The following is a 22955-nucleotide window of genomic DNA, read 5'->3' as shown; positions in this document are numbered from 1 at the left end:
CGCCCCCGGGATTCGTCCCGGGGGCGCTTCCGTGTCAGCTGGCCAGCAGTTTGTTGCGGCCTGAGCAGGCGAGCAGCAATTCCAATGCGGTGCCACGGATTTCGGGTCCGGCGCCGATGGTGAGGTCGCGGTCCGTCGCTGTCAGGGTGACGCCGGCGACGAGTTCCTTGGCCCCGCCGAACCTTGTCGAGGTGCGGATCTGCTGGCGCAATGCTTTTTCGACGGCTTCTGCGGGATACCCGCGGTGCAGGCCCAACGCCAGGCGGATGTCCTCGCCGTGCACTACCTCCTCGACGACGCGGGTGTCGATCGGCGCCAGCGGAGTCGTCGTCCGGGTGGCGGCCTTCTGCAGGCGCTGCAGGGTCTGGGCTGGTGTCGCGCCCTTGGCCCGCGCGATACCGCGCTCGTTCTGCCGATCGAAATCGAAGCAGGCCCTGACCATGTCGCGGGCGAAGCCGAGTCGGGTGGATTCGGCGACGTCGACGAGATGGGCGGCGACATCGTGAACCGTCCACCCCGTGCACAGCGACGGCCGCGCCCATTGATCCTCGGTGAGGCCTTCCAGATCGGCGATGAGGGCCTGCCGCTCGGCATGCACCAGCGGCCAGATGCTGTTCATGCCATGTTGACCGTCGGCGCCGCCAAATCTCATCGAGTGTGCATCCTCGTCGGCTTCGGCGCGGGTTTCCCGACGAGGATTCACACTCGACGGCGCCAGGCATCGGCGAGCCGAACCAGTGCACTGTCCTCGGTGTCCGCGGCCGTGACGCGGATGATGATCCAGTCGAGTCCTGACAACTCATCCAACCGCCGGATGTCCCGCTCATAGGTGAACCGGTCGGTCTGGTGATGTTTGCCCTCGTACTCCAGGCCGATCTTCGGGTCCTCCCAGCCCAGGTCGATGCGCGCGAACTCGTAGTTGTACCGGTCGCGGACGCGGATCTGGGTTTGTGGGCGCGGATATCCGGCCCGCACGACGAGCAGGCGCAGCCAGGTCTCGCGGGGCGACTCCGCGCCGCCGTCGACAAGCTTCAATGCCGTGCGCGCCGTCGGGGTACCGCGCCGGCCCGGGTGGCCGGTCATCAGCTTCTCCACGTCGGCCACGTCGAGTCGGGTGGCGTTGACCAGTGCATCGATGGCGGCCACCGCGCGATCCAAGGGATACCGACGGGCCAGATCGAATGAGGCGCGGGCAGGCGTGCATACGCGCATACCGCTGATGTCGACGATCTCGTCGTCCTCGACATCGTCGGACCACACATGAATGCCAACAGGCGGTCTGCGGTTGTGGTGGATCAACTCGGCCGCACGGCGCGCGTCGACCCATTTCGCACCGTGCAGCGCGGCTGCTGAATTTCCCGCGATGACGCCACGCTTCTTCGACCACAGCCAGGCCGCCTCAGCGCGAAGCGCTGCTGTGAGCTCGATGTCGCGCCGCAGATAGATGCTCGGGTAGACGGCCCGATACCGAGTGCGAAGTGCGTGCCCGGTCAGCTTCCCCGCAGCGACGGAGTCCCAACCGATGAACCGACCTTGCATGACAACAAGTCTCACGCCGCGCGGTGTGTGGGACCTCTGAGACTTTCCGCGGCGGGTTCTGTGCATCCTCGTCGGCTTCGGCGCGGGTTTCCCGGCGAGGATGCACACTCGGCCGGAATCGCCGCGTCGGACCCCACGCCTAGACTGGCCCCGTGCTTATCGGTTCGCATGTTCACGGAGATGACCCCCTGGCCGACGCGGCCGCCGACGGCGCCGACGTGGTGCAGTTCTTTCTCGGCAATCCGCAGAGCTGGAAGAAGCCCAAGCCGCGCGAGGACGCCGACGTGCTCAAGGCGGCCGGCATGCCGCTCTACGTCCACGCGCCGTATCTGATCAACGTCGCCTCGGCCAACAACCGAGTGCGCATCCCGTCGCGCAAGATCCTGCAGGACACGTGTGACGCCGCCGCCGAGATCAACGCGACCGCGGTGATCGTGCACGGCGGGCACGCCGACGACAGCGATATGGAGGCCGGCTTCGAACGCTGGGTCAAGGCGCTGGACTTCCTCGAGACCGATATGCAGGTGTACCTCGAGAACACCGCGGGCGGTGACCACGCCATGGCGCGGCACTTCGACGTCATCGGACGGCTCTGGGACCGCATCGGCGATACCGGCATCGGGTTCTGCCTGGACACGTGCCACGCCTGGGCTGCGGGCGAGGAGCTGATCGACGCCGTCGCCCGCATCAAGGCGCTCACCGGCCGCATCGACCTGGTGCACTGCAACGACTCGCGCGACGCCGCGGGGTCGGGCGCCGACCGGCACGCCAACTTCGGCGCCGGTCAGATCGACCCGCAGTTGCTCGTCGCGGTGGTCGGCGCCGCCGACGCCCCGGTCATCTGCGAAACCGCCGACGCAGGCCGCAAGGACGACATCGCATTCTTGCGCGAGCACCTGGGCTGACGCAGCCGCGGCCGCGGCGGTCCACGGGTTGTCACTTCCGAAACACTTTGTCAGATCCGGCTTTTGGCACGGGTGACGAACTCGCATCGGTGGCCGCATCTGATATAGTACGCATAGCGCACTAATTTCAAGGGGGCCCTCGATGAACCGTCCGTCGCCCCCGGCGCAGGACTCCGCTGCCGTCGCCCTCGGTCAGTCTGTTCATCGACTCGCGCGCCGCCTCCGCAAGCGCGCTGAGCTGCATCTGACGCCGTCGCAGATGTCGGTGTTGACGACCGTTGAGCGCCACGGCCCACTGCGGGTGGGCGAGCTCACCCGCCTCGAGCAGGTCGGTAAGTCGACGATGACCCGGTTGGTGGCGAAGCTCGAGGCGGCCGGGTACATGCGGCGGTGGGTCGATCCGGAGGATGGCCGCAGTTTCCTCGTTGCTCTGACGGGACATGCGGTCGACGCGCTGGAGATAGCCGCGTCGCGCCAGCATTCCTACCTCATGCGGCAGATCGACGCGCTCGATGACGCTGAACGAGACACGCTGTTTGCGGCCGTGCCCGTCATCGACAAGTTGTTGGAAGTCAGGGCGTGAGCACGTATTTGGGCGCGACGTTCGCATCGTTGCGGATCCGGAACTATCGGCTGTTCGCCACCGGTCAGGCGGTCTCCTTCACCGGCACGTGGATGCAAAAGCTCGCACAGGCCTGGCTGATTCTGGAGCTGACCCATTCCGGCGCCTGGCTGGGCGCCACGATCGCCCTGCAGCAAGTCCCGACACTTCTGCTCGCACCGTGGGGCGGAGTACTGGCCGATCGGTTCAGCAAGCGGCGCATCATGATCTGGATGGCGGGTGCCGCGATGATCCCCTCCACGCTGCTGGGCGTCCTCACGCTGACCGGCCATATCAACATCTACATCGTCTTGGGTGTGGTGCTGCTCGCCGGCCTCGTCGATGCGATGGACAAGCCTGCGCGCCAGTCCTTCCCGAGCGAAATGGTCGATGCGTCGCGCCTGGCGAATGCGGTCATGCTCAACAATGTCGTTCAGGACGCCGGCAGGGTGGTCGGGCCCTCGATCGGCGGGGTGCTCATCGCCGCTGTCGGTCTCGCACCTACGTTCTTCCTCAACGCCGTATCGTTCGTGCCCGTCATCATCACCCTTCTTCTGATGCGCTCCGCCGAACTCACCGCGCCCCCGCGGCAGTCCCGCGGCAAGGGCCAGCTAAAAGCTGGTCTGGCCTACGTCCGCGCGAATCCGAAACTGCTCGGTCCGCTGGCTCTGCTGGCGTGCGTCGGAGTGGTGGCCCTCAACTTCCAGGTTTTGATCCCGTTGCTGGGATACCAGACGTTTGACGGCGACGCGCGCACGGTCGGCTATCTGCTGGGCGCCCTCGGCGCGGGCTCTGTCATCGGGGGACTGGCACTTGCCGGGGTACTCAGCGCATCACTGGGACGCATCATCGGTGCGGCGATGGTGCTGGGGGTGCTCTTCATCGCTACGGGGCTGTCGCCAACGGTGACGACGGCGCTGTGTGTCGTCTTCGTCCTCGGAGCCAGTTCCATGATCTACAAGGCTCTGACAAGCACATGGCTGCAGTTGACCGCCGAGCCCGAGATGCGGGGGCGAGTCCTTGGTCTGCTTGTGGTTGCGCTGGCGGGAACCACCCCGATCGGCGCGCCGCTGCTGGGATGGATGTCCGAGCACTTTGGCACACGGCTGACGTTCATCTTCGCCGGCGCGTGTACGGCTCTGGCGGCGCTGGTGACCTACTTATACGTCCGCCGTGTTGCCGCTAGGGACCGCACTGCTCGCAGTCACGCCGGCGAGGTGGTGATACCCGGGGAGGACGGTGCACTGGATACCGAGGCCGTCGCGCGGCCGGATAGGCGGTAGTTGAACGTCGAGTGGCGTATCGGTGAACTATTCTCTTCGGAATGTCCGCGATTGACGAGTCGTCAATTGCGCCCCCGCGCGCCTTCGATCCGATCGAACCGGTCAAACAGGTCGATCCGGTCGATCCGATCGATCCGGTCGAACCGATCGAACCGGTCGAGCAGGCGCCCAGTCCAGGTCGTCCGGCTCCATGGCTGCGGATCCTGCGATGGGTCGCCGTCGTCATCTGGGCGACAGTCATCATCTACCGCACCGCGACCGACGGCTTCGCCTTCAACCGCGAACTGGTGCTGCTCTACGTCTGCACGGGTTTGGCGGTCGCCAGCATCGGTCAGGGCCGTCGAATGCTGTACATCATCCGGGACTGGCTGCCGTTCGCCCTGGTGCTCATCGCCTACGACCTGAGCAGGGGAGCGGCCGACATGATCGGTCGGCCGACGCTGTGGGAGTGGCCCGCCGACGCCGACCGCTGGCTGTTCTCCGGCACGATGCCGACCGTGTGGCTGCAGGAGCAGCTGAAGCTTCCCGAGCCGCCGTGGTGGGAGGTAATCATCAGCAGCGTCTACATGTCGTTCTTCATCCTTCCCTACGTGGTCGCGGCGGTGTTGTGGCTGCGTGATCGCGAGGAATGGAAGTCCTTCGTCAAACTGTTCGTCGGGCTCAATGTCGTGGGCTTGGCGATCTACGCGACACTGCCCGCCGCACCGCCGTGGGCAGCCGCCCGCTGCACCGCGGCGGATGTCGCCGGCGGCCCCGCCAACCCGCGGTGCATGTTCAGGTCGGCGCGCGGTGTGCCCGACGGTGGTGTGCTCGGGGCAATGCAGTCCACGCAGGACGGCGCAAACAACTGGATCGAGCGAATCGTCGGCCGGGGCTGGGGCAACCTGAACCTGCACTCGGCAACGGCGTTGCTCGATCAGGGCCAGGCCAGCGTCAATCTGGTTGCGGCCATTCCGTCCCTGCACGCTGGTATGACCGCCGCGGTGGCGATGTTCCTGTGGAACCGGGTGCACCGAGGGTGGCGGCCGGTGCTGGTGCTCTATCCGCTGATCATGGCATTCACGCTGGTGTACACCGCCGAGCACTACGTCATCGACATCCTGCTGGGCTGGGCGCTGGCCGTCGTGGTGATCGCTGTGCTCAACCGCCACGAGGCGCGACGGGCGCGCCGAACGCCGACTGTGGAGAATCTGCCGGGCCCGGTGCCCGATCCGTGATCTGATCCGCGCATGGCTGTTGAGTCGCGCGGCCACCGGATCGACTACACGGTGGACGGCGACGGACCCCCTCTGCTGCTGATCGCAGGGACGTTGTGCGCGGCACAGCACTGGCGCGACTTCGGCTACTCAGAGGCGCTCGTCCGGGATTGGCGTGTCATCAATGTCGATCCGCTCGGGCATGGGGCCAGTGACACCCCGCATGACGCCGACGCCTACGTTGCCGCCGGCGTGACGGCCGACCTTGTCGCGGTTCTCGACGCCGAGGGGATCGACCGCGTGACCGCATGGGGGTACTCGCGCGGCGGTTGGCTTGCCTGCAACCTCGCCAGCCGCCATCCCGAGAGGGTGAGTCACGTCGTGGTCGGTGCGTACGCGATGCATGCCCACGCCGAGGAAGCCGACCGGCTGCTTCGACCGCTGGCGGCCTTCTTGTGGCGCGGCGATTGGTCGGGCCTGTGGCAGGTGCTCGGTGTCACCGACGTCGGCTTACAGACGATGTTCGAGGCGGGCAATGACCCATATGCGGTGGCCGCCGCAATCGAGGGATCGCTGCGTCCGACCCGCTACATCGACCCCGTGACGGTTGGCTGCGGCGCCACGTACTACGTGGGTTCTGAGGACTGGATCGTGCCGCATATGCGTGCCGACGCAGCGGCTCTTCACGCGACCGTCGACGTCATCGCCGGCCAAGCGCACATCGGTTCGTTCTTCTCCTCCGCCGAACAGGTGCTCCAGGTCGTCGCTTCACGCCTTCAGCACTGACGAGCCGGTATTACGACTATTGTTCAGTTGTCGAAAAAGTGTAATATCGGCGGCATGGCAGATACGCACGTCGTCACCAATCAGGTTCCGCTGCTGGAGGACTACAACCCGGCCACCTCCCCGGTGCTCGCCGAGGCGCTGATCCGCGAGGGCGGCGAATGGGGCGTCGACGAGGTCAGCGATCTCGGCGCGATCTCGGGTTCCAAGCGGGCGCAGCGTTGGGGTGAGCTCGCCGATCGCAACCAGCCGATCCTGCGCACTCACGACCGCTACGGTCACCGCGTCGACGAGGTCGAGTACGACCCGGCCTACCACGAGCTGATGACGACGGCGATCGGTCACGGTCTGCACGCCGCGCCGTGGGCGGACGACCGGACCGGCGCCCACGTCGTGCGGGCGGCGAAAATGTCGGTCTGGACGCCCGAACCCGGCCACGTGTGCCCGATCTCGATGACCTACGCCGTCGTGCCCGCCCTGCGCGCCAACGCCGAACTCGCGAAGGTCTACGAGCCACTGTTGACCAGCCGTGAGTACGACCCAGAGCTCAAGGCGCCGACGACGAAAGTCGGTATCACCGCGGGCATGTCGATGACCGAGAAGCAGGGCGGTTCCGACGTGCGCGCGGGCACCACCGAGGCCGTCCCCAACTCAGACGGCAGCTACAGCCTGACCGGCCACAAGTGGTTCACTTCGGCGCCGATGTGCGACATCTTTCTCGTTCTCGCCCAGGCGCCCAAGGGTCTGTCGTGCTTCTTGCTGCCGAGGATCCTGCCCGACGGCAGCCGCAACCGCATGTTCCTGCAGCGACTCAAGGACAAGCTCGGCAACCACGCCAACGCCTCGAGCGAGGTGGAGTACGACGGCGCGACCGCGTGGCTCGTCGGCGAGGAGGGCCGCGGGGTGCCCACCATCATCGAGATGGTCAACCTCACCCGGCTGGACTGCACGTTGGGCAGCGCCACCAGTATGCGTAGCGGCCTGGCCCGCGCGATTCATCACGCGCAGCATCGAAAGGCGTTCGGCGAGTACTTGATCGATCAGCCGTTGATGCGCAACGTGCTGGCCGACCTCGCGGTCGAAGCCGAGGCTGCGACCATCCTCGCGATGCGCATGGCGGGTGCCACCGACGCCGCGGTGCGCGGTGACGAGCGTGAGACGATGCTGCGTCGCATCGGTTTGGCGGCAGGCAAGTACTGGGTGTGCAAGCGCGCCACCCCGCACGCGGCCGAAGCAATGGAATGCCTCGGCGGTAACGGATACGTCGAGGAATCCGGTATGCCCAGGCTGTATCGCGAAGCGCCGCTGATGGGTATCTGGGAAGGATCGGGCAACGTCAGCGCGTTGGACACGTTGCGCGCCATGGCAACCCGGCCGGAGTGCGTCGACGTACTCTTCGACGAGCTTTCCCGCACCGCGGGTCAGGATCGGCGCCTGGACGCCCACGTCGACGGCCTACGGTCCGAATTGGGAGACCTGGAGTCCGTCCAGTACCGCGCCCGCAAGGTCGCCGAGGACATCAGCCTGGCGCTGCAGGGCTCACTGCTGGTGCGCCACGGTCATCCCGCTGTCGCCGAGGCGTTTCTGGCGACGCGACTGGGCGGTGCGTGGGGCGGGGCGTTCGGAACCATGCCTACCGGGCTGGATCTCGCACCGATCCTGGAACGTGCTTTGGTGAAGGGATGACGCACGCGATCAGACCCGTTGATTTCGACAACTTGAAGACGATGACCTATGAGGTCACCGACCGGGTTGCGCGCATCACGTTCAACCGGCCCGAGAAGGGCAACGCGATCGTCGCCGACACGCCCTTGGAGTTGTCCGCATTAGTCGAACGCGCGGACCTCGATCCCAGCGTGCACGTGATCCTCGTTTCCGGTCGCGGCGAAGGCTTTTGCGCGGGCTTCGACCTGTCCGCCTACGCCGAGGGTTCGTCGTCGGCGGGCGGGGGCAGTCCGTACCAGGACACCGTGCTGTCCGGCAGGACACAGGCGGTCAACCATCTGCCCGATCAGCCGTGGGATCCGATGATCGACTACCAGATGATGAGCCGGTTCGTTCGCGGCTTCTCCAGCCTGCTGCACGCCGACAAGCCGACGGTCGCCAAGATCCACGGTTACTGCGTGGCTGGCGGCACCGACATCGCACTGCACGCCGATCAGGTGATCGCCGCCGCCGATGCCAAGATCGGCTATCCACCCACCCGCGTCTGGGGTGTACCCGCCGCAGGGATGTGGGCCCACCGGCTGGGTGATCAGCGGGCCAAACGTCTTCTGCTGACCGGTGATTCCATCACCGGGGCCCAGGCCGCCGAGTGGGGACTGGCTGTGGAGGCGCCCGCCCCCGAGGATCTGGACGAACGCACGGAGCGACTGGTCGAGCGGATAGCCGCCGTCCCGATCAACCAGCTGATCATGGTGAAGCTTGCGATGAACTCCGCGCTGCTCAACCAAGGGGTGTCCAACAGCGCGATGATCTCGACGATCTTCGACGGTGTCGCCCGGCACACTCCGGAAGGGCACGCGTTCGTCGCGCAATCCCGCGAGCACGGCTTCCGCGAGGCCGTCCGTCAACGTGATGAGCCGTTCGGCGATCACGGCCGGAAGGCATCCGGGGTCTGACGATGTCATCGCCCCAGCGGATGACGGCCCGCTCGGTCGTGCTGAGTGTGCTCCTCGGCGCGCATCCGGCCTGGGCCACTGCGAGCGAACTCATCAGGCTCACAGCTGATTTCGACATCAAAGAGCCGACGGTGCGAGTGGCGTTGACCAGGATGGTTAGCGCAGGTGACCTGGTGCGGTCGCAGGACGGCTACCGGCTGTCCGACCGGCTGCTCGGCAGGCAGCGGCGCCAGGACGACGCGATAAATCCCCGGCTGCGCACGTGGGACGGAGCATGGAAGACGCTGGTGATCACCAGCGTCGGCACCGACGCCCGCTCCCGCGCGACGCTGCGTAACACATTGCAGGACAACAGGTTCGGTGAACTCCGCGAAGGAGTGTGGTTACGGCCCGACAACCTCGACACCGCCCTGCCTGCCGAAGTGCTGCAACGCGGCCGGGAATTGCACACCCGTGACGACGATCCGGCCGAGCTCGCCGCCGGGCTGTGGGACCTGCTGGGCTGGGCGCGTATCGGTCGCGAGTTGCTTGACGAAATGAACTCCGCCGCTGACATTCCCGAGCGGTTCGTCATCGCCGCCGCGATGGTGCGACATCTTCTCACCGACCCGGTGCTGCCCCGAGAATTACTGCCCAACAACTGGCCGGGCGCAGAACTGCGTGCGGCCTACAACGAATTCGCCGCGGAGCTGATCTCGCGGCGCGACCACGAATTGATGGAGGCGACATGACCGGGGAACCGGGTGGCGTGCGGGTGGAGAAGAACGGCCCGGTGACCACGGTGATCATGAATCGGCCCGAGGCGCGTAATGCGGTCAACGGACCCGCCGCGGCCGGGTTGTACGCCGCGTTCGATGAGTTCGACAAGGACGACTCGGCCGCCGTCGCTGTGCTCTGGGGTGACAACGGAACATTCTGCGCGGGAGCCGATCTCAAGGCCTTCGGAACTGAAGACGCCAATCCCGTCCACCGCAGCGGCCCCGGGCCGATGGGGCCGAGTCGAATGGTGCTGTCAAAGCCGGTGATCGGCGCGGTCAGCGGCTACGCCGTCGCGGGTGGACTGGAATTGGCGCTGTGGTGCGACATGCGAGTGGTCGAGGAGGACGCCATCATGGGCGTGTTCTGCCGCCGCTGGGGCGTGCCGCTGATCGACGGCGGCACCGTGCGACTGCCCAGGCTGATCGGGCACAGCCGAGCGATGGACCTCATCCTCACCGGACGCGCGGTCGGGGCCAACGAGGCATACGAGATCGGGCTCGCGAACAGGGTCGTGCCGAAAGGCGAAGCACGCCGGCGGGCCGAGGAACTTGCGGCCGAACTCGCGGCGCTTCCCCAGCAGTGCATGCGCGCCGATCGCCTGTCGATGCTGCATCAGTGGGGGTCGTCGGAAGCCGACGCGATGGACTTCGAGTTCGGCAGCATGTCACGCGTGGCCGCCGAATCACTGGAAGGCGCTGCACGATTCGCGGCGGGCGCGGGCAGGCACGGTGCGAGCACCTAAGAGCTGGCCTTGCCGATCTTGTTGTTCGAACCGGTGTCATTGACCTTCGGATCGCCGTCTTTGTAGGTCACGGTGTTGTTCAGGCCGACGACGCTGATCTCTTTGTCGATGCGCTCGAAGTCCACCTTGTTGTCGGCCCCGCCGATGTTCACGTTGGCGCAGGTGCCCTTGACGGTCAAGGTGTTGTTGGACCCGCCGATGTTGAGCGATTTGCCATCCGCGCAATCGATGTCGGCGGTGGTGCCGAACGACCCGTAGTTGATCGTGTTACCGACCTCGACCTGCGCACCGGATGTGCCAGCCGTCGCGGTCGGAGTCTTGGTGTCCGAACTCTCCGAGCCGCAGCCGGCGAGCACCATGGCGGCCGCAATGACGGCGACGGCCACGGCGGATGCGCGCCTCATCCGGCCACCCGGTTGACGTTGTTCGTCATGCCCAGTTCGCGGCCGCGATCCCAGATCTTCGGCGCACCGTTCTTGTAGAGCACGGTTTGATCCCAGCCGTACACGGTCACGTCGTTGATTATGTTGTCGGCGACGACGATGTTCCCGTTGCCCTGGACGGTTACCGCCCAGCAGGTTCCCAGCGCGGTGATCTCGTTGAACCCGCCGTTCACCAGCAATGTGCGGTTGTTGCAGTCGATCGTCTGCTTGATGCCGTTCCCGGTGAAGTGGGTATCGCCCTGGACGTCGTCACCGACGACGACGTTGCCGGCGCATTGACGTAGGTACGGGTTGCAGACTCCGGGCGGTTGCGCAGCTGCACCAGGAACCCCGACAGTCATCGCAACGGGCAGCGCAATCGCACATGCCGACGCAGCCCGGGCCACAAGACTCCAGATCATGGGGAGAGAGTACGGCCTCGCGCCCAGGTGAAGGCTCGGTTCGTTCAAGTCGCTATTCGCCAGGGGGCTGGGTAGCGTGTCATGTGCGATGCGTTGGCGTGTCAATCAGGTTGCTGCCGCGGCGGTCACGGCGGCGGTGATCGTTGGATGTTCCTCGACCGTCAGCGGTACCGCGCGACGGGCGCATCTCGGCGTACCCGATCCCACCCGCAGCTACGGCTATGTCGATGACCGCTGCGGACTTCTGCTCGACAGCTCCGTCGAGGAAACGCTGGCCGCCGATCACGTGGTCCGCCCCTACAGCGGCGCCGTCTGTCAGTACGTGCTGACGCGGGGAGATGTCGGCCCAGGAGTGCCTCAGATCATCGACGTGACGTTCTCGTGGTTCGAGTCCGGCAGCCTGGAGCGCGAGCGGGAGTTGGCCACCGAACGCGGGGCGACGATCACCGATACCGACGTCGAACGACACGACGCATTTCTGGCCCGGCGTGACACCACTGGCGCGGGATGCGCTGCGACGGCCGCGGCCGGCACGGGAGTGCTGAGTTGGTGGGTGCAGTTCCGCGGCAAGTCCAGTGGCGGCGACCCGTGTCAGGATGCCGAGAAATTGCTGTCCGCCACCCTCCGGTCGGACCTGTGATGAATGCGCGAAAGACGGTGTCGTGGTTGGTGGCATCGGTCGCGGTGTCGGCCGTCCTCGGCGGCTGCGGGCCCTCGGGGGATGGTGCGGCGCCGTCGACCCCGGCAGCGGCAACGGCGGGCGCGGGGTTCCGCAGCGGGGATTGCAACGGCATCACTGACGCGGACATCGCCGCGGCGACCGGGCCGGCGAAGTTCACCAGGGCCGTCGTCAGCGATGCCGGATGCTTCTGGCAGGAGAACTCCCAATTCGGCAGTGTCGGCGCCGGGATGGGGATATCGACGTGGTGGTATCGCGGCAGCGATATGGACACCGAGCGGTCGCTCGAACAGAGCGCCGGACGCACGCTGACCGAACTGTCGCTGGACGGCAACAAAGGTTTCAAGGCCTACGACGGCAACGCCTGCAGTATTTACGTCGCCAAGGGCGGGGACGTCATCACCTGGTCGATCCAGACGCTGAACCCCGCGACGCTGCCCGATCTGTGCGCCGTCACCGAGCAACTCGCCCAACTCAGTCAGGACCGCGTCAACTGAGAGAGATCTGACCAGGTAAAACTAGAGGTGTTAGTTTGGCGTGGCCCGATTCCGCGGGATCCCGGAGAGGGGGACGCTCTATATGGCAGCTCAGCCGTCGAGCACGCAGGGCCGGCGTCCCGCGCGGCTCAGCCGCGACTCGATCGTCAACGCGGCGCTGACATTTTTGGACCGCGAGGGATGGGACGCGCTCACGATCAATGCGCTCGCGACCCAGCTCGGCACCAAAGGCCCGTCGCTGTACAACCACGTGCTCAGCCTCGAGGACTTGCGGCGCACCGTGCGAATGCGGGTGGTCGGCGACATCATCGACATGCTCAACAACGTGGGTCAGGGCCGTACCCGCGACGATGCGGTGTTGGCCATGGCCGCCGCGTACCGCAGCTACGCCCACCACCATCCGGGCCGATACTCCGCCTTCACCCGGATGCCCCTCGGGGGGGACGATCCCGAGTTCACCGAGGCCACCCGTCGGACGGCGGCCCCGGTGATCGACGTCCTGGCGTCCTATGGACTCGAAGGCGAGAACGCGTTCTACGCAGCGCTGGAGTTCTGGTCGGCGATGCATGGATTCGTGCTGCTGGAGATGACCGGCGCGATGCACGGGATCGAGACCGACGCGGTGTTCACCGACATGATGACGCGGCTGGCGGCCGGAATGGAACGCCGATGAGCGCTTGCGCGAAGAGTAAGGGTCGAGCTAGGCGTCTGACCTGCGGCTAGCCGTTCGCCGACGGGTTTGGTCGCCACGCGTCACCCTGGTATCGTGGACGATCGTGCCTGGCAGATAAGGCGCATTGCGGACGTGCACCACCAAAAACGTCTGCAAGCATGCCTGCACGCCGGGCCAATTCGCGTGTCCACGAAGCCTAGAGGCAAATCTTCGCGGCGGGCGCGTGCGACACACCCGATCGCGGGGTACGCGAACGGGACATAACTGCAGTACAGAGACTTTCAGCACGACCTAGAGACAACGAAGCACACAGAAAGCCGGTAGATGCCAACCATTCAGCAGCTGGTCCGCAAGGGTCGCCGCGACAAGATCGCCAAGGTCAAGACCGCGGCCCTCAAGGGCAGCCCGCAGCGCCGCGGCGTGTGCACCCGCGTGTACACCACCACCCCGAAGAAGCCGAACTCGGCACTTCGGAAGGTGGCGCGCGTCAAGCTGACGAGCGCGGTTGAGGTCACCGCCTACATCCCCGGTGAGGGCCACAACCTGCAGGAGCACTCGATGGTGCTCGTGCGCGGCGGTCGTGTGAAGGACCTGCCCGGTGTGCGCTACAAGATCATCCGCGGTTCGTTGGACACCCAGGGTGTGAAGAACCGTAAGCAAGCGCGCAGCCGCTACGGCGCCAAGAAGGAGAAGAGCTAATGCCGCGCAAGGGGCCCGCACCCAAGCGTCCGTTGGTCAACGATCCGGTCTACGGGTCGCAGCTGGTCACCCAGCTGGTCAACAAGGTTCTGTTGGACGGGAAGAAATCGCTGGCCGAACGCATTGTTTATGGTGCGCTCGAACAGGCCCGCGAGAAGACCGGCACCGACCCAGTGGTGACGCTCAAGCGCGCCATGGACAACGTCAAGCCGGCCCTCGAGGTGCGCAGCCGTCGTGTCGGTGGCGCCACCTACCAGGTGCCCGTCGAGGTGCGTCCGGAGCGGTCGACCACGCTCGCCCTGCGCTGGCTGGTCAGCTTCTCCAAGCAGCGCCGCGAAAAGACCATGGTGGAGCGCCTGGCGAACGAACTTCTTGACGCCAGCAATGGTCTGGGCGCCGCAGTGAAGCGACGCGAAGACGTCCACAAGATGGCCGAGGCGAACCGCGCCTTCGCGCACTACCGCTGGTGACTTAGCCGCCCGCGGCAATGCCGGGGTGCTGGCGAGTCAAGGCTGAAAACACTATCAAGCGAGAGAGAAGACTTCTGTGGCACAGAAGGACGTGCTGACCGACCTGACCAAGGTCCGCAACATCGGCATCATGGCGCACATCGATGCCGGTAAGACGACGACGACCGAGCGCATCCTCTACTACACCGGTATCAGCTACAAGATCGGTGAGGTGCACGACGGCGCCGCCACCATGGACTGGATGGAGCAGGAGCAGGAGCGGGGGATCACCATCACCTCCGCCGCTACCACCTGCTTCTGGAACGACAACCAGATCAACATCATCGACACCCCCGGGCACGTCGACTTCACCGTCGAGGTGGAGCGCAGCTTGCGGGTGCTCGACGGTGCCGTTGCCGTGTTCGACGGCAAGGAGGGTGTCGAGCCGCAGTCCGAGCAGGTGTGGCGCCAGGCCGACAAGTACGACGTTCCCCGGATCTGCTTCGTCAACAAGATGGACAAGGTAGGCGCGGACTTTTACTTCTCCGTGCGCACGATGGAAGAGCGCCTCGGCGCCAACGTGATCCCGATTCAGCTTCCGGTCGGCTCCGAGGGCGACTTCGAGGGCATCGTCGACCTGGTCGAGATGAACGCCAAGGTATGGCGTGGCGAGACGAAGCTCGGTGAGACCTACGAGACCATCGACATCCCAGCCGATTTGGCTGAGAAGGCCGACGAGTACCGCACCAAGCTGCTCGAGGCGGTCGCCGAGACCGACGAATCGCTACTCGAGAAGTACTTCGGCGGCGAGGAGCTGTCGGTCGAGGAGATCAAGGGTGCGCTGCGCAAGCTCACCATCAACTCCGATGCCTACCTGGTGCTGTGCGGCAGCGCGTTCAAGAACAAGGGTGTGCAGCCCATGCTCGATGCGGTGATCGACTATCTGCCGTCGCCGCTGGATGTCGAGTCCGTTTCCGGACACGCGCCGGGCAAGGAAGAAGAGATCCTCATCCGCAAGCCGTCGACCGACGAGCCGTTCTCGGCGCTGGCCTTCAAGGTCGCCACGCATCCGTTCTTCGGCAAGCTGACCTACGTCCGGGTGTACTCGGGCAAGGTCGACTCCGGTTCGCAGGTCGTCAACGCCACCAAGGGTAAGAAGGAGCGGCTGGGCAAGCTGTTCCAGATGCACTCCAACAAGGAGAACCCGGTGGAGACCGCGTCGGCGGGTCACATCTACGCCGTGATCGGCCTCAAAGACACCACGACCGGCGACACGCTGTCGGATCCGAACCAGCAGGTCGTGCTGGAGTCGATGACCTTTCCCGATCCCGTCATCGAGGTGGCCATCGAGCCCAAGACCAAGAGCGACCAGGAGAAGCTGGGCACCGCGATCCAGAAGCTCGCCGAAGAGGACCCGACCTTCAAGGTGCACCTGGATCAGGAGACCGGCCAGACCGTCATCGGCGGTATGGGCGAGCTGCACCTCGACATCCTCGTGGACCGCATGAAGCGCGAGTTCAAGGTCGAGGCCAACGTCGGCAAGCCCCAGGTCGCCTACAAGGAGACCATCAAGCGCACGGTCGACAAGGTCGAGTTCACCCACAAGAAGCAGACGGGTGGTTCGGGCCAGTTCGCGAAGGTGCTCATCTCCATCGAGCCGTTCACGGGCGAGGACGGTGCCACCTATGAGTTCGAGAACAAGGTCACCGGTGGCCGCATCCCCCGCGAGTACATCCCGTCGGTGGATGCCGGTGCGCAGGACGCCATGCAGTACGGCGTGCTGGCCGGTTACCCACTGGTGAACTTGAAGGTCACGCTGCTCGACGGCGCCTACCACGAGGTCGACTCGTCGGAAATGGCCTTCAAGGTCGCCGGCTCCCAGGTACTGAAAAAGGCTGCCGCACAGGCGCAGCCGGTCATCCTGGAGCCGGTCATGGCCGTCGAGGTCACCACACCCGAGGAGTACATGGGTGAAGTGATCGGCGACCTGAACTCCCGCCGTGGCCAGATCCAGGCTATGGAGGAGCGCGCCGGTGCACGCGTCGTCAAGGCGCACGTTCCGCTGTCGGAGATGTTCGGTTACGTCGGAGACCTTCGGTCGAAGACTCAGGGCCGGGCCAACTACTCCATGGTTTTCGACTCGTACGCAGAAGTTCCGGCGAACGTGTCGAAGGAGATCATCGCGAAGGCAACAGGTCAGTAATCTGACCCGTTGGTTTCGCGGGACCACACAACTGCAAAGATCAACACTGCTCTAAACAAGCACCAACAAGTCCAGGAGGACACAGAAGTGGCGAAGGCGAAGTTCGAGCGGACGAAGCCGCACGTCAACATCGGGACCATCGGTCACGTTGACCACGGCAAAACCACGCTTACCGCAGCAATCACCAAGGTTCTGCACGACAAGTATCCCGAGTTGAACGAGTCGCGCGCATTCGACCAGATCGACAATGCGCCTGAAGAGCGTCAGCGCGGCATCACGATCAACATCTCCCACGTGGAGTACCAGACCGAGAAGCGTCACTACGCGCACGTCGACGCCCCCGGCCACGCGGACTACATCAAGAACATGATCACCGGTGCCGCCCAGATGGACGGCGCGATTCTGGTGGTTGCCGCGACCGACGGCCCGATGCCGCAGACCCGCGAGCACGTGCTGCTGGCGCGTCAGGTCGGTGTGCCCTACATCCTCGTCGCGCTGAACAAGGCCGACATGGTTGACGACGAAGAGCTGATCGAGCTCGTCGAGATGGAGGTCCGCGAACTGCTGGCCGCCCAGGAGTTCGACGAGGATGCTCCCGTCATCAAGGTGTCGGCGCTCAAGGCGCTCGAGGGCGACCCGGAGTGGGTCAAGTCCGTCGAGGACCTGATGGACGCCGTCGACGAGTCGATCCCGGACCCGGTCCGCGAGACCGACAAGCCGTTCCTGATGCCCGTCGAGGACGTCTTCACGATCACCGGCCGCGGCACCGTCGTCACCGGCCGCGTCGAGCGTGGCGTGATCAACGTCAACGAAGAGGTCGAGATCGTCGGTATCAAGCCGACCGTCACCAAGACCACGGTCACCGGTGTCGAGATGTTCCGCAAGCTGCTGGATCAGGGCATGGCGGGCGACAACGTCGGTCTGCTGGTCCGCGGCATCAAGCGCGAGGACGTGGAGCGCGGCCAGGTCGTGGTCAAGCCCGGCACGACCACCCCGCACACCGAGTTCGACGGCAGCGTCTACATCCTGTCGAAGGACGAGGGCGGCCGTCACACGCCGTTCTTCAATAACTACCGCCCGCAGTTCTACTTCCGTACCACGGACGTGACCGGCGTGGTGACCCTCCCCGAGGGCACCGAGATGGTGATGCCCGGTGACAACACCGACATCTCCGTCAAGCTGATCCAGCCCGTCGCCATGGACGAAGGCCTGCGGTTCGCGATCCGTGAGGGTGGCCGCACCGTCGGCGCCGGCCGGGTCACCAAGATCCACAAGTGATCTAGCAATACCGCGAAGCGGCGCTCACCCCTCGGGGTGGGCGCCGTTTTCGTCGGCGATGGGGCCGTGTCACGTCCGCCAGTACGCCCCGGGAGGCAGTTCGATCTCCGCGGGCGCACGGTCGATGATTTCCAAGAACTGACGGGCAGCCGGTGACGGTCGTCGTCGTGTACCCCGCATGACTCCGATTCGCCGTGTCACCGGTTCCCCGGCGAAAGGTCGAAAGGCAACGCCTGGCGACGACATCAGCGGTAGGACGAATCCGGGCGCTGAGGAGACGCCGAGTCCAGCTGCGCAGAGTCCCGCGATGGATGCCACGTTGCGCGCGCTGATCAAGCGGGCAGGTGTGACGCCGTGACTCATGAGTGCTTCGTCGACAATGCGCCGGACCGAGCTGGACTCATCGAAGGCGATGAACGCCTCGCCGCCGATGTCGGCCCAATCGATAACAGAGCGGTCCTCGAGGCGATGACCGCGGGGCAAGACACAAAAAAAGTGGTCGACGGCGATCGTGTCGAACCGGATGGCGGCCGCCGACATCGTGGCTTGAAGGGATACCGGCGGTTCCGCGGTGACCGCCAGATCGACTGTGCCGCTGCGGATATGGTCGGTGATCTGATCGGCGAGGACGTCTTCGACCTCAACCCTGATGTCCGGATAGAGTTTGCGAAAACGGGTGATCATCGGCGGGAGCAGCGACACGGCAAGCGAAGGCAGTGCAGCGAGCCGGAGCACACCTCTGGTGCCCGAGAGATAGGCCTCGAAGTCACCGACCTCCCTCTGGTAGGTCTGCAAGATGTTGCGCGCCATCCGAATGAACTGCTCACCATCGCTGGTCAGATTCAGCTGACGCGTCGTGCGCTCAAATAGTTGGACGCCGCATATCCGCTCTACCTGCGCGACCGTGCGGCTCAGCGACGACTGAGCCACCATGTGAAGCCGCGCGGCGCGGCTGAAGTTCTGACTGTCCGCTATGGCGACCACCGCCTCCAACTGGGCCAACGTGCAAGCTATGCGCATAGCTCATAAATCTATGCCTTATTAATGTTGGACCTGCGTAAGTCGGCCGTCTCATACTCAAAGGCGTTGTGATCGGCATTACAGGAGATGGACATGACCGCGACCCTCGGGTTCCTGACCATAGGATCCTTTCTCGCCCTGACGCTCTGGACCCGAGCCTCCGTGCTGGTCTGCTTGGTTCTCGTGCCCATCGTCTTCGCCATCGCCGGAGGGTGGGGCTCGCAGTTGGGCGAGTTCGTCGGCGAAGGCGTCCTGACGGTCGCCCCTGTGGCGGTGATGATCGCCTTCGCCGTCCTCTACTTCAGCCTGATGGTGGACCTCGGGCTTTTTGATCCGGTGATCAAGCGGGTGGTGGACTGGGCCGGGGGCGATCCAGTGAAAATCACCCTCGGTACCGCTGTTGTCACCCTTCTGGTTGCACTCGACGGTGACGGCGCATCGACGTTCCTGATCACGGTGTCGGCGTTCCTGCCGATCTACAAGCGCATCGGCATGCGGCCGATAGTCCTCACCGGTGTGGTCGCGCTGGCGGCCGGTGTGATGAACATGATCCCGTGGGGCGGTCCAACCGTGCGTGCCATGGCGTCGCTCGATCTGACGAACGCAGAGCTGTTTATTCCTATGTTGCCCGCGATGGGTGGGGGCATAGCGTGGGTGTTGCTGGCGGCTTACCTGATCGGCCGGCGCGAGCGATCCAAGATCGGCGTCTGTGAGCTGAGCGAGTCCGCGCCGGAGGATGCAACGGCATCGCGGCCCGTTGGTGGTCCGGGAACCGTTCATCAGGAGGATCTTTCGACACGACGACGCGTGATCGGTCGTGTCAAGCAGGTCTTCAACGTCGCGCTGACGGTGGCGCTAGTCGTGGTGTTGCTCTTCCAACTCCTGCCGCTGGAGGTCGCGTTCGTCGTCGCGTTCGCGCTCGCCGTAGCCGTCAACATTCCCAGCTGGAAGCAGCAACGCGAACTCTTCGATCGGCACGGTGGAAATGTCGTCCTGGTGGTCTCCATGATCTTCGCGGCGGGCGTGCTCACTGGCATCCTCTCCGGAACCGGAATGATCAAGGCGATGGCCGAGGCGTTGGTCGGTGTCGTGCCTGACGGCGCGGGTGGCTTGCTGCCGGTGATCACCGCGGTTCTTGCGATGCCGCTGAGTCTGGTCTTCACGCCGGACGCGTTCTACTTCGGAGTGCTACCCGTCCTGGCAGAAACCGCGGCGTCCTTCGGAGGTGATCCGGCGGAGATAGGTCGTGCGGCGATTCTCGGACAGATGACGACGGGCTTTCCGCTCAGCCCACTGACTGCCTCGACTTTCATCCTGGTCGGAATGGCTCAGGTCGAGCTCGGAAAGCACCAACGCCACATTTTCCTGTGGGCTTTCGGGACGACGCTCGTCATGACCGCGGTGGCTTTGGCCACTGGCGCACTGAGCCTCTAAGCGACTGGACGATGACTTCGGTGACCGACACGGTCCGCATCGGTTGCGGCGCGGGATTTGCCGGTGACCGCATAGATTCAGCGGTCGAACTGGTACGCCATGGCGCGCTCGATGACCTTGTCCTCGAATGCCTTGCCGAGCGCACGATAGCGCTCGCGCATGCCCGCAGACGAGCCGACCCGTCGCGCGGTTACGACTTGCACGCCGAAGCACGCTTACGAGCGCTCCTTCCAGAGGCGATTCCGCGACGGGTGCGAATCCTGAGCAATCTCGGGGCCGCGAACCCGATAGCGGCGGGCCAGCTGGCTGTCCGCATCGCCCAGGAAAACGGATTGCAGTGTCGTGTTGCGGTGGTCACTGGGGACGACGTGCTGCACCTCATCGATCAGGAGGCGCATGCCCTCGAGGATGGCAAACCTCTGTCCTCCCATGGTGAAATCGTCTCCGCGAACGCGTATCTGGGTGCGGACAGTTTGATTCCAGGTCTGCAGGCCGGCGCTGATGTCGTCATCACCGGCAGGGTGGCCGACCCATCCCTGTTCGTTGCCGCGCTCGTCGACCGATTCGGATGGGACGTCGACGACGAGGCGATGATGGCCGCTGCGACACTTGCAGGCCACCTGCTGGAGTGCGGCACACAAGTCAGCGGTGGATATTTCGCAGATCCCGGATACAAAGTCGTTCCCGGATTGGCCGATATCGGTTTACCTTTCGCTGACATCTCTCACGACGGAACTTTCAGCATTGGAAAGCTCGATGGCACAGGGGGTTTGATCGATCGCCGAACGGTGCGCGAGCAGTTGCTCTATGAACTCGGTGATCCGGGGGCGTACAAAACTCCTGATGTCACGCTCGACGTTTACGGTGTGACATTGCGCGAGGTGGGCGTGGATCGGGTTGACGTCCGGGGCGCAGTAGGCAGGCGTCGGCCCGATGAGCTGAAGGTCAGTGTCGGCTATCGCGCCGGCTTTCGCGGCGAAGCGGAGATCAGCTATGCCGGACCGGGCTGCGTTGATCGAGCGCGACTTGCCGGCGAGGTTGCCGCCGAGCGGATTCGACGCCGCGGCATCGATCCTCGTATCGACCTCATCGGCACCCTCGATACCCCGAATTCCGTGGCTGATGGCGAGTGCCGGTTGCGAGTTGCCGCAATGTCCGCGGACTCGGGTCACGCTCACCATGTCATCCGGGAAGTCGAATCGCTGTACCTCAATGGCCCCGCCGGCGGCGGTGGTGTCCGGACGAACGTCACCGAGGTGACCGGAATCCTGTCGACGTTCATCCACCGTGACGCCGTGACGCCCAAGATCGAGCTGATGGAGACGACGTGACCAGCGTCCCCCTGCGTGAAATTGCGCACGCCCGCGCTGGAGACAAGGGCAATACTGCGATCCTGTCGGTCTTCCCGCTCGATGACCGGCACTACCAATGGATCACGAAGCATGTCACCGCCGACCAGGTGAGAAAACACCTGGCCGACTACATCACCGGCGACGTCGTCCGGTACGAAGTTCCTTTGATCTGCGGTCTACAGTTCGTGTGCACGGAGGCGCTCGATGGTGGGGTGACCACATCGCTGGCGCTTGACAGTCACGGCAAGTCGTTGAGCTCGCGACTGCTTGGCATGCGCGTTCCCTCACCCACCGCGTGAAACCCGCCGAGCGTTTCCCTTGGCCGGGCGCCGCTTTGCGTTTGCGCCTAGGTCATCGTGAGCACCACGCGGAACCGGGCATCGCCGCTCATCATCTTGTCGAAGGCAGCCTGCGCCTCCGACAGCGGCATCTTCTCGATCATCGGCCGCACGCCGGTGATCGCCGAAAAGCGCAGCGTGTCCTCCGAGTCCTGCGACGTTCCGGACGCATGGCCTTGGACGGCTGAGGACTTGAAGATGATCGAGGCTCCCGGCACCTGAAGCGGGTCACTGGGAGCGCCGACGACGACGAGTTGTCCGCGTGCCTTGAGGCCGTCGAGCGTGACTGTCATCGCGTCGGCGACCGTGACGGTCGCGAGGACCACCTGTGCGCCGCCGAGCTTGTTCAACTCCTCTGCGACGTTGGATGCTTTGGAGTCGATGTAATGATGTGCGCCAAGCTTTTTCGCCAATGGCTCCTTGTCCGTCCCGCGGGCGATGGCGGCCACTTCGAAGCCCATCTTCGCCGCGAACTGGATGCCGAGGTGTCCGAGACCTCCGACTCCGAGGATCGCGACAATGTCGCCTGGTCGAGCGACGGATTCGCGCAGCGCATTGAACGTCGTGATACCCGCGCACATCAGCGGGGCGGCGTCGACGTGGGAGAGGTCGTCGGGGATGCGAGCGAGCGCTTCTGCAGGCGCAACCATGTACTCGGCGTAACCACCGTCGTAGGCGATACCGGGTATCTGACCGTTCTCGCACGAGATGAAGTCACCGCGTCGACACGCCTCACAGGTGAAATCGCAACCGCCGAACCAGCCGACGCCGACGCGGTCTCCGACCGTCCACGACGTCACGCCCTCACCGAGGGCGTCGACCACGCCGGCGATCTCGTGGCCAGGCGTACGCGGGTATGAATTACCCAGCATGCCGATCACGGTCAGGACGTCGGAATGACAGACGCCGCACGCGTGCACCCTGACACGGACCTGCCTCGGACCTGGTTCGGGGATTTCGACGTCGGTGAGCTCGAACTTCGCATTTGCCGCGGGGATCCGCGCAGTCTTCATCGTTGGCACGTCGCGGACATTACCGCAGGATGTGAGGTGTATCACCT

25 protein-coding genes are annotated in these 22955 nt (G+C 64.9%); 19 read left to right on the top strand and 6 right to left on the bottom strand.

What is annotated here, in order from left to right; genetic code table 11:
- Positions 1 to 34: 34 nt before the first annotated feature.
- Both CSQ99_RS01480 and CSQ99_RS01475 read right to left on the bottom strand, forming a co-directional pair.
- Positions 35 to 619, bottom strand: a complete 585-nt coding sequence (locus CSQ99_RS01480; protein WP_099037351.1) for a maleylpyruvate isomerase family mycothiol-dependent enzyme — start codon at positions 617 to 619, stop codon at positions 35 to 37.
- A gap of 80 nt (positions 620 to 699) precedes the next feature.
- Entirely contained in the window at positions 700 to 1539 is an 840-nt protein-coding gene (locus tag CSQ99_RS01475) for a hypothetical protein (RefSeq protein WP_099037241.1), read from the bottom strand.
- 152 nt (positions 1540 to 1691) lie between these two features.
- On the opposite strand from CSQ99_RS01475, the gene CSQ99_RS01470 reads away from it, so the two are divergent.
- The 9 genes from CSQ99_RS01470 to CSQ99_RS01430 all read left to right on the top strand — a co-directional run bounded on the left by CSQ99_RS01470 (position 1692) and on the right by CSQ99_RS01430 (position 10429).
- Complete coding sequence (locus CSQ99_RS01470) at positions 1692 to 2444, top strand: deoxyribonuclease IV (protein ID WP_099037240.1); 753 nt, start codon at positions 1692 to 1694, stop codon at positions 2442 to 2444.
- A 142-nt stretch (positions 2445 to 2586) separates the two neighbouring features.
- Positions 2587 to 3027, top strand: a complete 441-nt coding sequence (locus CSQ99_RS01465) for a MarR family winged helix-turn-helix transcriptional regulator (protein WP_099037239.1) — start codon at positions 2587 to 2589, stop codon at positions 3025 to 3027.
- A complete protein-coding gene (locus CSQ99_RS01460; RefSeq protein ID WP_099037238.1) occupies positions 3024 to 4328 on the top strand; it encodes an MFS transporter in 1305 nt (434 codons plus the stop codon). Before CSQ99_RS01465 ends, CSQ99_RS01460 begins: the two co-directional genes overlap by 4 nt.
- 41 nt (positions 4329 to 4369) lie before the next feature.
- Positions 4370 to 5545, top strand: a complete 1176-nt coding sequence (locus CSQ99_RS01455; protein ID WP_099037237.1) for a phosphatase PAP2 family protein — start codon at positions 4370 to 4372, stop codon at positions 5543 to 5545.
- Positions 5546 to 5557: 12 nt separating this feature from the next.
- Positions 5558 to 6310, top strand: coding sequence for an alpha/beta fold hydrolase (locus CSQ99_RS01450; protein WP_099037236.1), 753 nt, complete (start codon positions 5558 to 5560; stop codon positions 6308 to 6310).
- A gap of 54 nt (positions 6311 to 6364) precedes the next feature.
- Complete coding sequence (locus CSQ99_RS01445; protein ID WP_099037235.1) at positions 6365 to 7993, top strand: acyl-CoA dehydrogenase family protein; 1629 nt, start codon at positions 6365 to 6367, stop codon at positions 7991 to 7993.
- Positions 7990 to 8928 (top strand): crotonase/enoyl-CoA hydratase family protein, encoded by a 939-nt coding sequence (locus CSQ99_RS01440; RefSeq protein ID WP_099037234.1) that lies wholly within the window; start codon positions 7990 to 7992, stop codon positions 8926 to 8928. Before CSQ99_RS01445 ends, CSQ99_RS01440 begins: the two co-directional genes overlap by 4 nt.
- A gap of 2 nt (positions 8929 to 8930) precedes the next feature.
- The gene (locus CSQ99_RS01435; protein WP_099037233.1) at positions 8931 to 9659 is read left to right on the top strand and encodes a PaaX family transcriptional regulator C-terminal domain-containing protein; all 729 of its coding nucleotides are present in this window, start codon (positions 8931 to 8933) and stop codon (positions 9657 to 9659) included.
- Positions 9656 to 10429, top strand: a complete 774-nt coding sequence (locus tag CSQ99_RS01430) for a crotonase/enoyl-CoA hydratase family protein (protein ID WP_176560811.1) — start codon at positions 9656 to 9658, stop codon at positions 10427 to 10429. Before CSQ99_RS01435 ends, CSQ99_RS01430 begins: the two co-directional genes overlap by 4 nt.
- On the opposite strand, the gene CSQ99_RS01425 is transcribed toward CSQ99_RS01430, so the two are convergent.
- Both CSQ99_RS01425 and CSQ99_RS01420 read right to left on the bottom strand, forming a co-directional pair.
- Positions 10426 to 10833, bottom strand: coding sequence for a DUF3060 domain-containing protein (locus CSQ99_RS01425; protein ID WP_099037232.1), 408 nt, complete (start codon positions 10831 to 10833; stop codon positions 10426 to 10428). The genes CSQ99_RS01430 and CSQ99_RS01425 overlap by 4 nt on opposite strands.
- Positions 10830 to 11273, bottom strand: coding sequence for a DUF3060 domain-containing protein (locus CSQ99_RS01420; protein ID WP_099037231.1), 444 nt, complete (start codon positions 11271 to 11273; stop codon positions 10830 to 10832). Before CSQ99_RS01420 ends, CSQ99_RS01425 begins: the two co-directional genes overlap by 4 nt.
- 88 nt (positions 11274 to 11361) lie before the next feature.
- On the opposite strand from CSQ99_RS01420, the gene CSQ99_RS01415 reads away from it, so the two are divergent.
- From CSQ99_RS01415 to tuf, 7 genes are all read left to right on the top strand, one after another.
- Positions 11362 to 11913, top strand: coding sequence for a DUF3558 domain-containing protein (locus CSQ99_RS01415; RefSeq protein ID WP_099037230.1), 552 nt, complete (start codon positions 11362 to 11364; stop codon positions 11911 to 11913).
- The gene (locus tag CSQ99_RS01410) at positions 11913 to 12449 is read left to right on the top strand and encodes a DUF3558 domain-containing protein (RefSeq protein ID WP_099037229.1); all 537 of its coding nucleotides are present in this window, start codon (positions 11913 to 11915) and stop codon (positions 12447 to 12449) included. Before CSQ99_RS01415 ends, CSQ99_RS01410 begins: the two co-directional genes overlap by 1 nt.
- An 82-nt stretch (positions 12450 to 12531) precedes the next feature.
- Positions 12532 to 13122 (top strand): TetR/AcrR family transcriptional regulator, encoded by a 591-nt coding sequence (locus tag CSQ99_RS01405; RefSeq protein ID WP_099037228.1) that lies wholly within the window; start codon positions 12532 to 12534, stop codon positions 13120 to 13122.
- A 324-nt stretch (positions 13123 to 13446) separates the two neighbouring features.
- On the top strand, positions 13447 to 13821 hold the full coding sequence (gene rpsL / locus CSQ99_RS01400; protein ID WP_014209181.1) for a 30S ribosomal protein S12: 375 nt from the start codon (positions 13447 to 13449) through the stop codon (positions 13819 to 13821).
- On the top strand, positions 13821 to 14291 hold the full coding sequence (rpsG, locus tag CSQ99_RS01395; protein WP_099037227.1) for a 30S ribosomal protein S7: 471 nt from the start codon (positions 13821 to 13823) through the stop codon (positions 14289 to 14291). The genes rpsL and rpsG overlap by 1 nt, the downstream gene beginning before the upstream one ends.
- A gap of 76 nt (positions 14292 to 14367) precedes the next feature.
- On the top strand, positions 14368 to 16473 hold the full coding sequence (gene fusA, locus CSQ99_RS01390) for an elongation factor G (protein ID WP_099037226.1): 2106 nt from the start codon (positions 14368 to 14370) through the stop codon (positions 16471 to 16473).
- Between the two features lie 87 nt (positions 16474 to 16560).
- Positions 16561 to 17751, top strand: coding sequence for an elongation factor Tu (tuf, locus tag CSQ99_RS01385; protein WP_083124562.1), 1191 nt, complete (start codon positions 16561 to 16563; stop codon positions 17749 to 17751).
- 69 nt (positions 17752 to 17820) lie between these two features.
- On the opposite strand, the gene CSQ99_RS01380 is transcribed toward tuf, so the two are convergent.
- A complete protein-coding gene (locus CSQ99_RS01380) occupies positions 17821 to 18771 on the bottom strand; it encodes a LysR family transcriptional regulator (RefSeq protein ID WP_099037225.1) in 951 nt (316 codons plus the stop codon).
- 93 nt (positions 18772 to 18864) lie between these two features.
- Between CSQ99_RS01380 and CSQ99_RS01375 the strand changes: the two genes are divergently transcribed.
- From CSQ99_RS01375 to CSQ99_RS01365, 3 genes are read left to right on the top strand one after another with little or no spacing between them, the layout of a single operon-like run.
- Positions 18865 to 20205 (top strand): CitMHS family transporter, encoded by a 1341-nt coding sequence (locus CSQ99_RS01375; RefSeq protein WP_099037349.1) that lies wholly within the window; start codon positions 18865 to 18867, stop codon positions 20203 to 20205.
- An 11-nt stretch (positions 20206 to 20216) separates the two neighbouring features.
- Positions 20217 to 21536: an acyclic terpene utilization AtuA family protein gene (locus CSQ99_RS01370; protein WP_099037224.1), complete on the top strand. Its 1320-nt coding sequence runs from the start codon at positions 20217 to 20219 to the stop codon at positions 21534 to 21536.
- Positions 21533 to 21856: an AtuA-related protein gene (locus tag CSQ99_RS01365; protein WP_099037223.1), complete on the top strand. Its 324-nt coding sequence runs from the start codon at positions 21533 to 21535 to the stop codon at positions 21854 to 21856. The genes CSQ99_RS01370 and CSQ99_RS01365 overlap by 4 nt, the downstream gene beginning before the upstream one ends.
- A gap of 47 nt (positions 21857 to 21903) precedes the next feature.
- Here the strand turns inward: CSQ99_RS01365 and CSQ99_RS01360 are convergent, their stop codons facing one another.
- Positions 21904 to 22908 (bottom strand): alcohol dehydrogenase, encoded by a 1005-nt coding sequence (locus CSQ99_RS01360; RefSeq protein WP_099037222.1) that lies wholly within the window; start codon positions 22906 to 22908, stop codon positions 21904 to 21906.
- Positions 22909 to 22955 lie beyond the last annotated feature (47 nt).

Source organism: Mycobacterium neglectum (assembly GCF_002591975.1).
Lineage (GTDB): Bacteria > Actinomycetota > Actinomycetes > Mycobacteriales > Mycobacteriaceae > Mycobacterium > Mycobacterium neglectum.
This window is presented reverse-complemented; position numbering and strand designations above follow the sequence as displayed.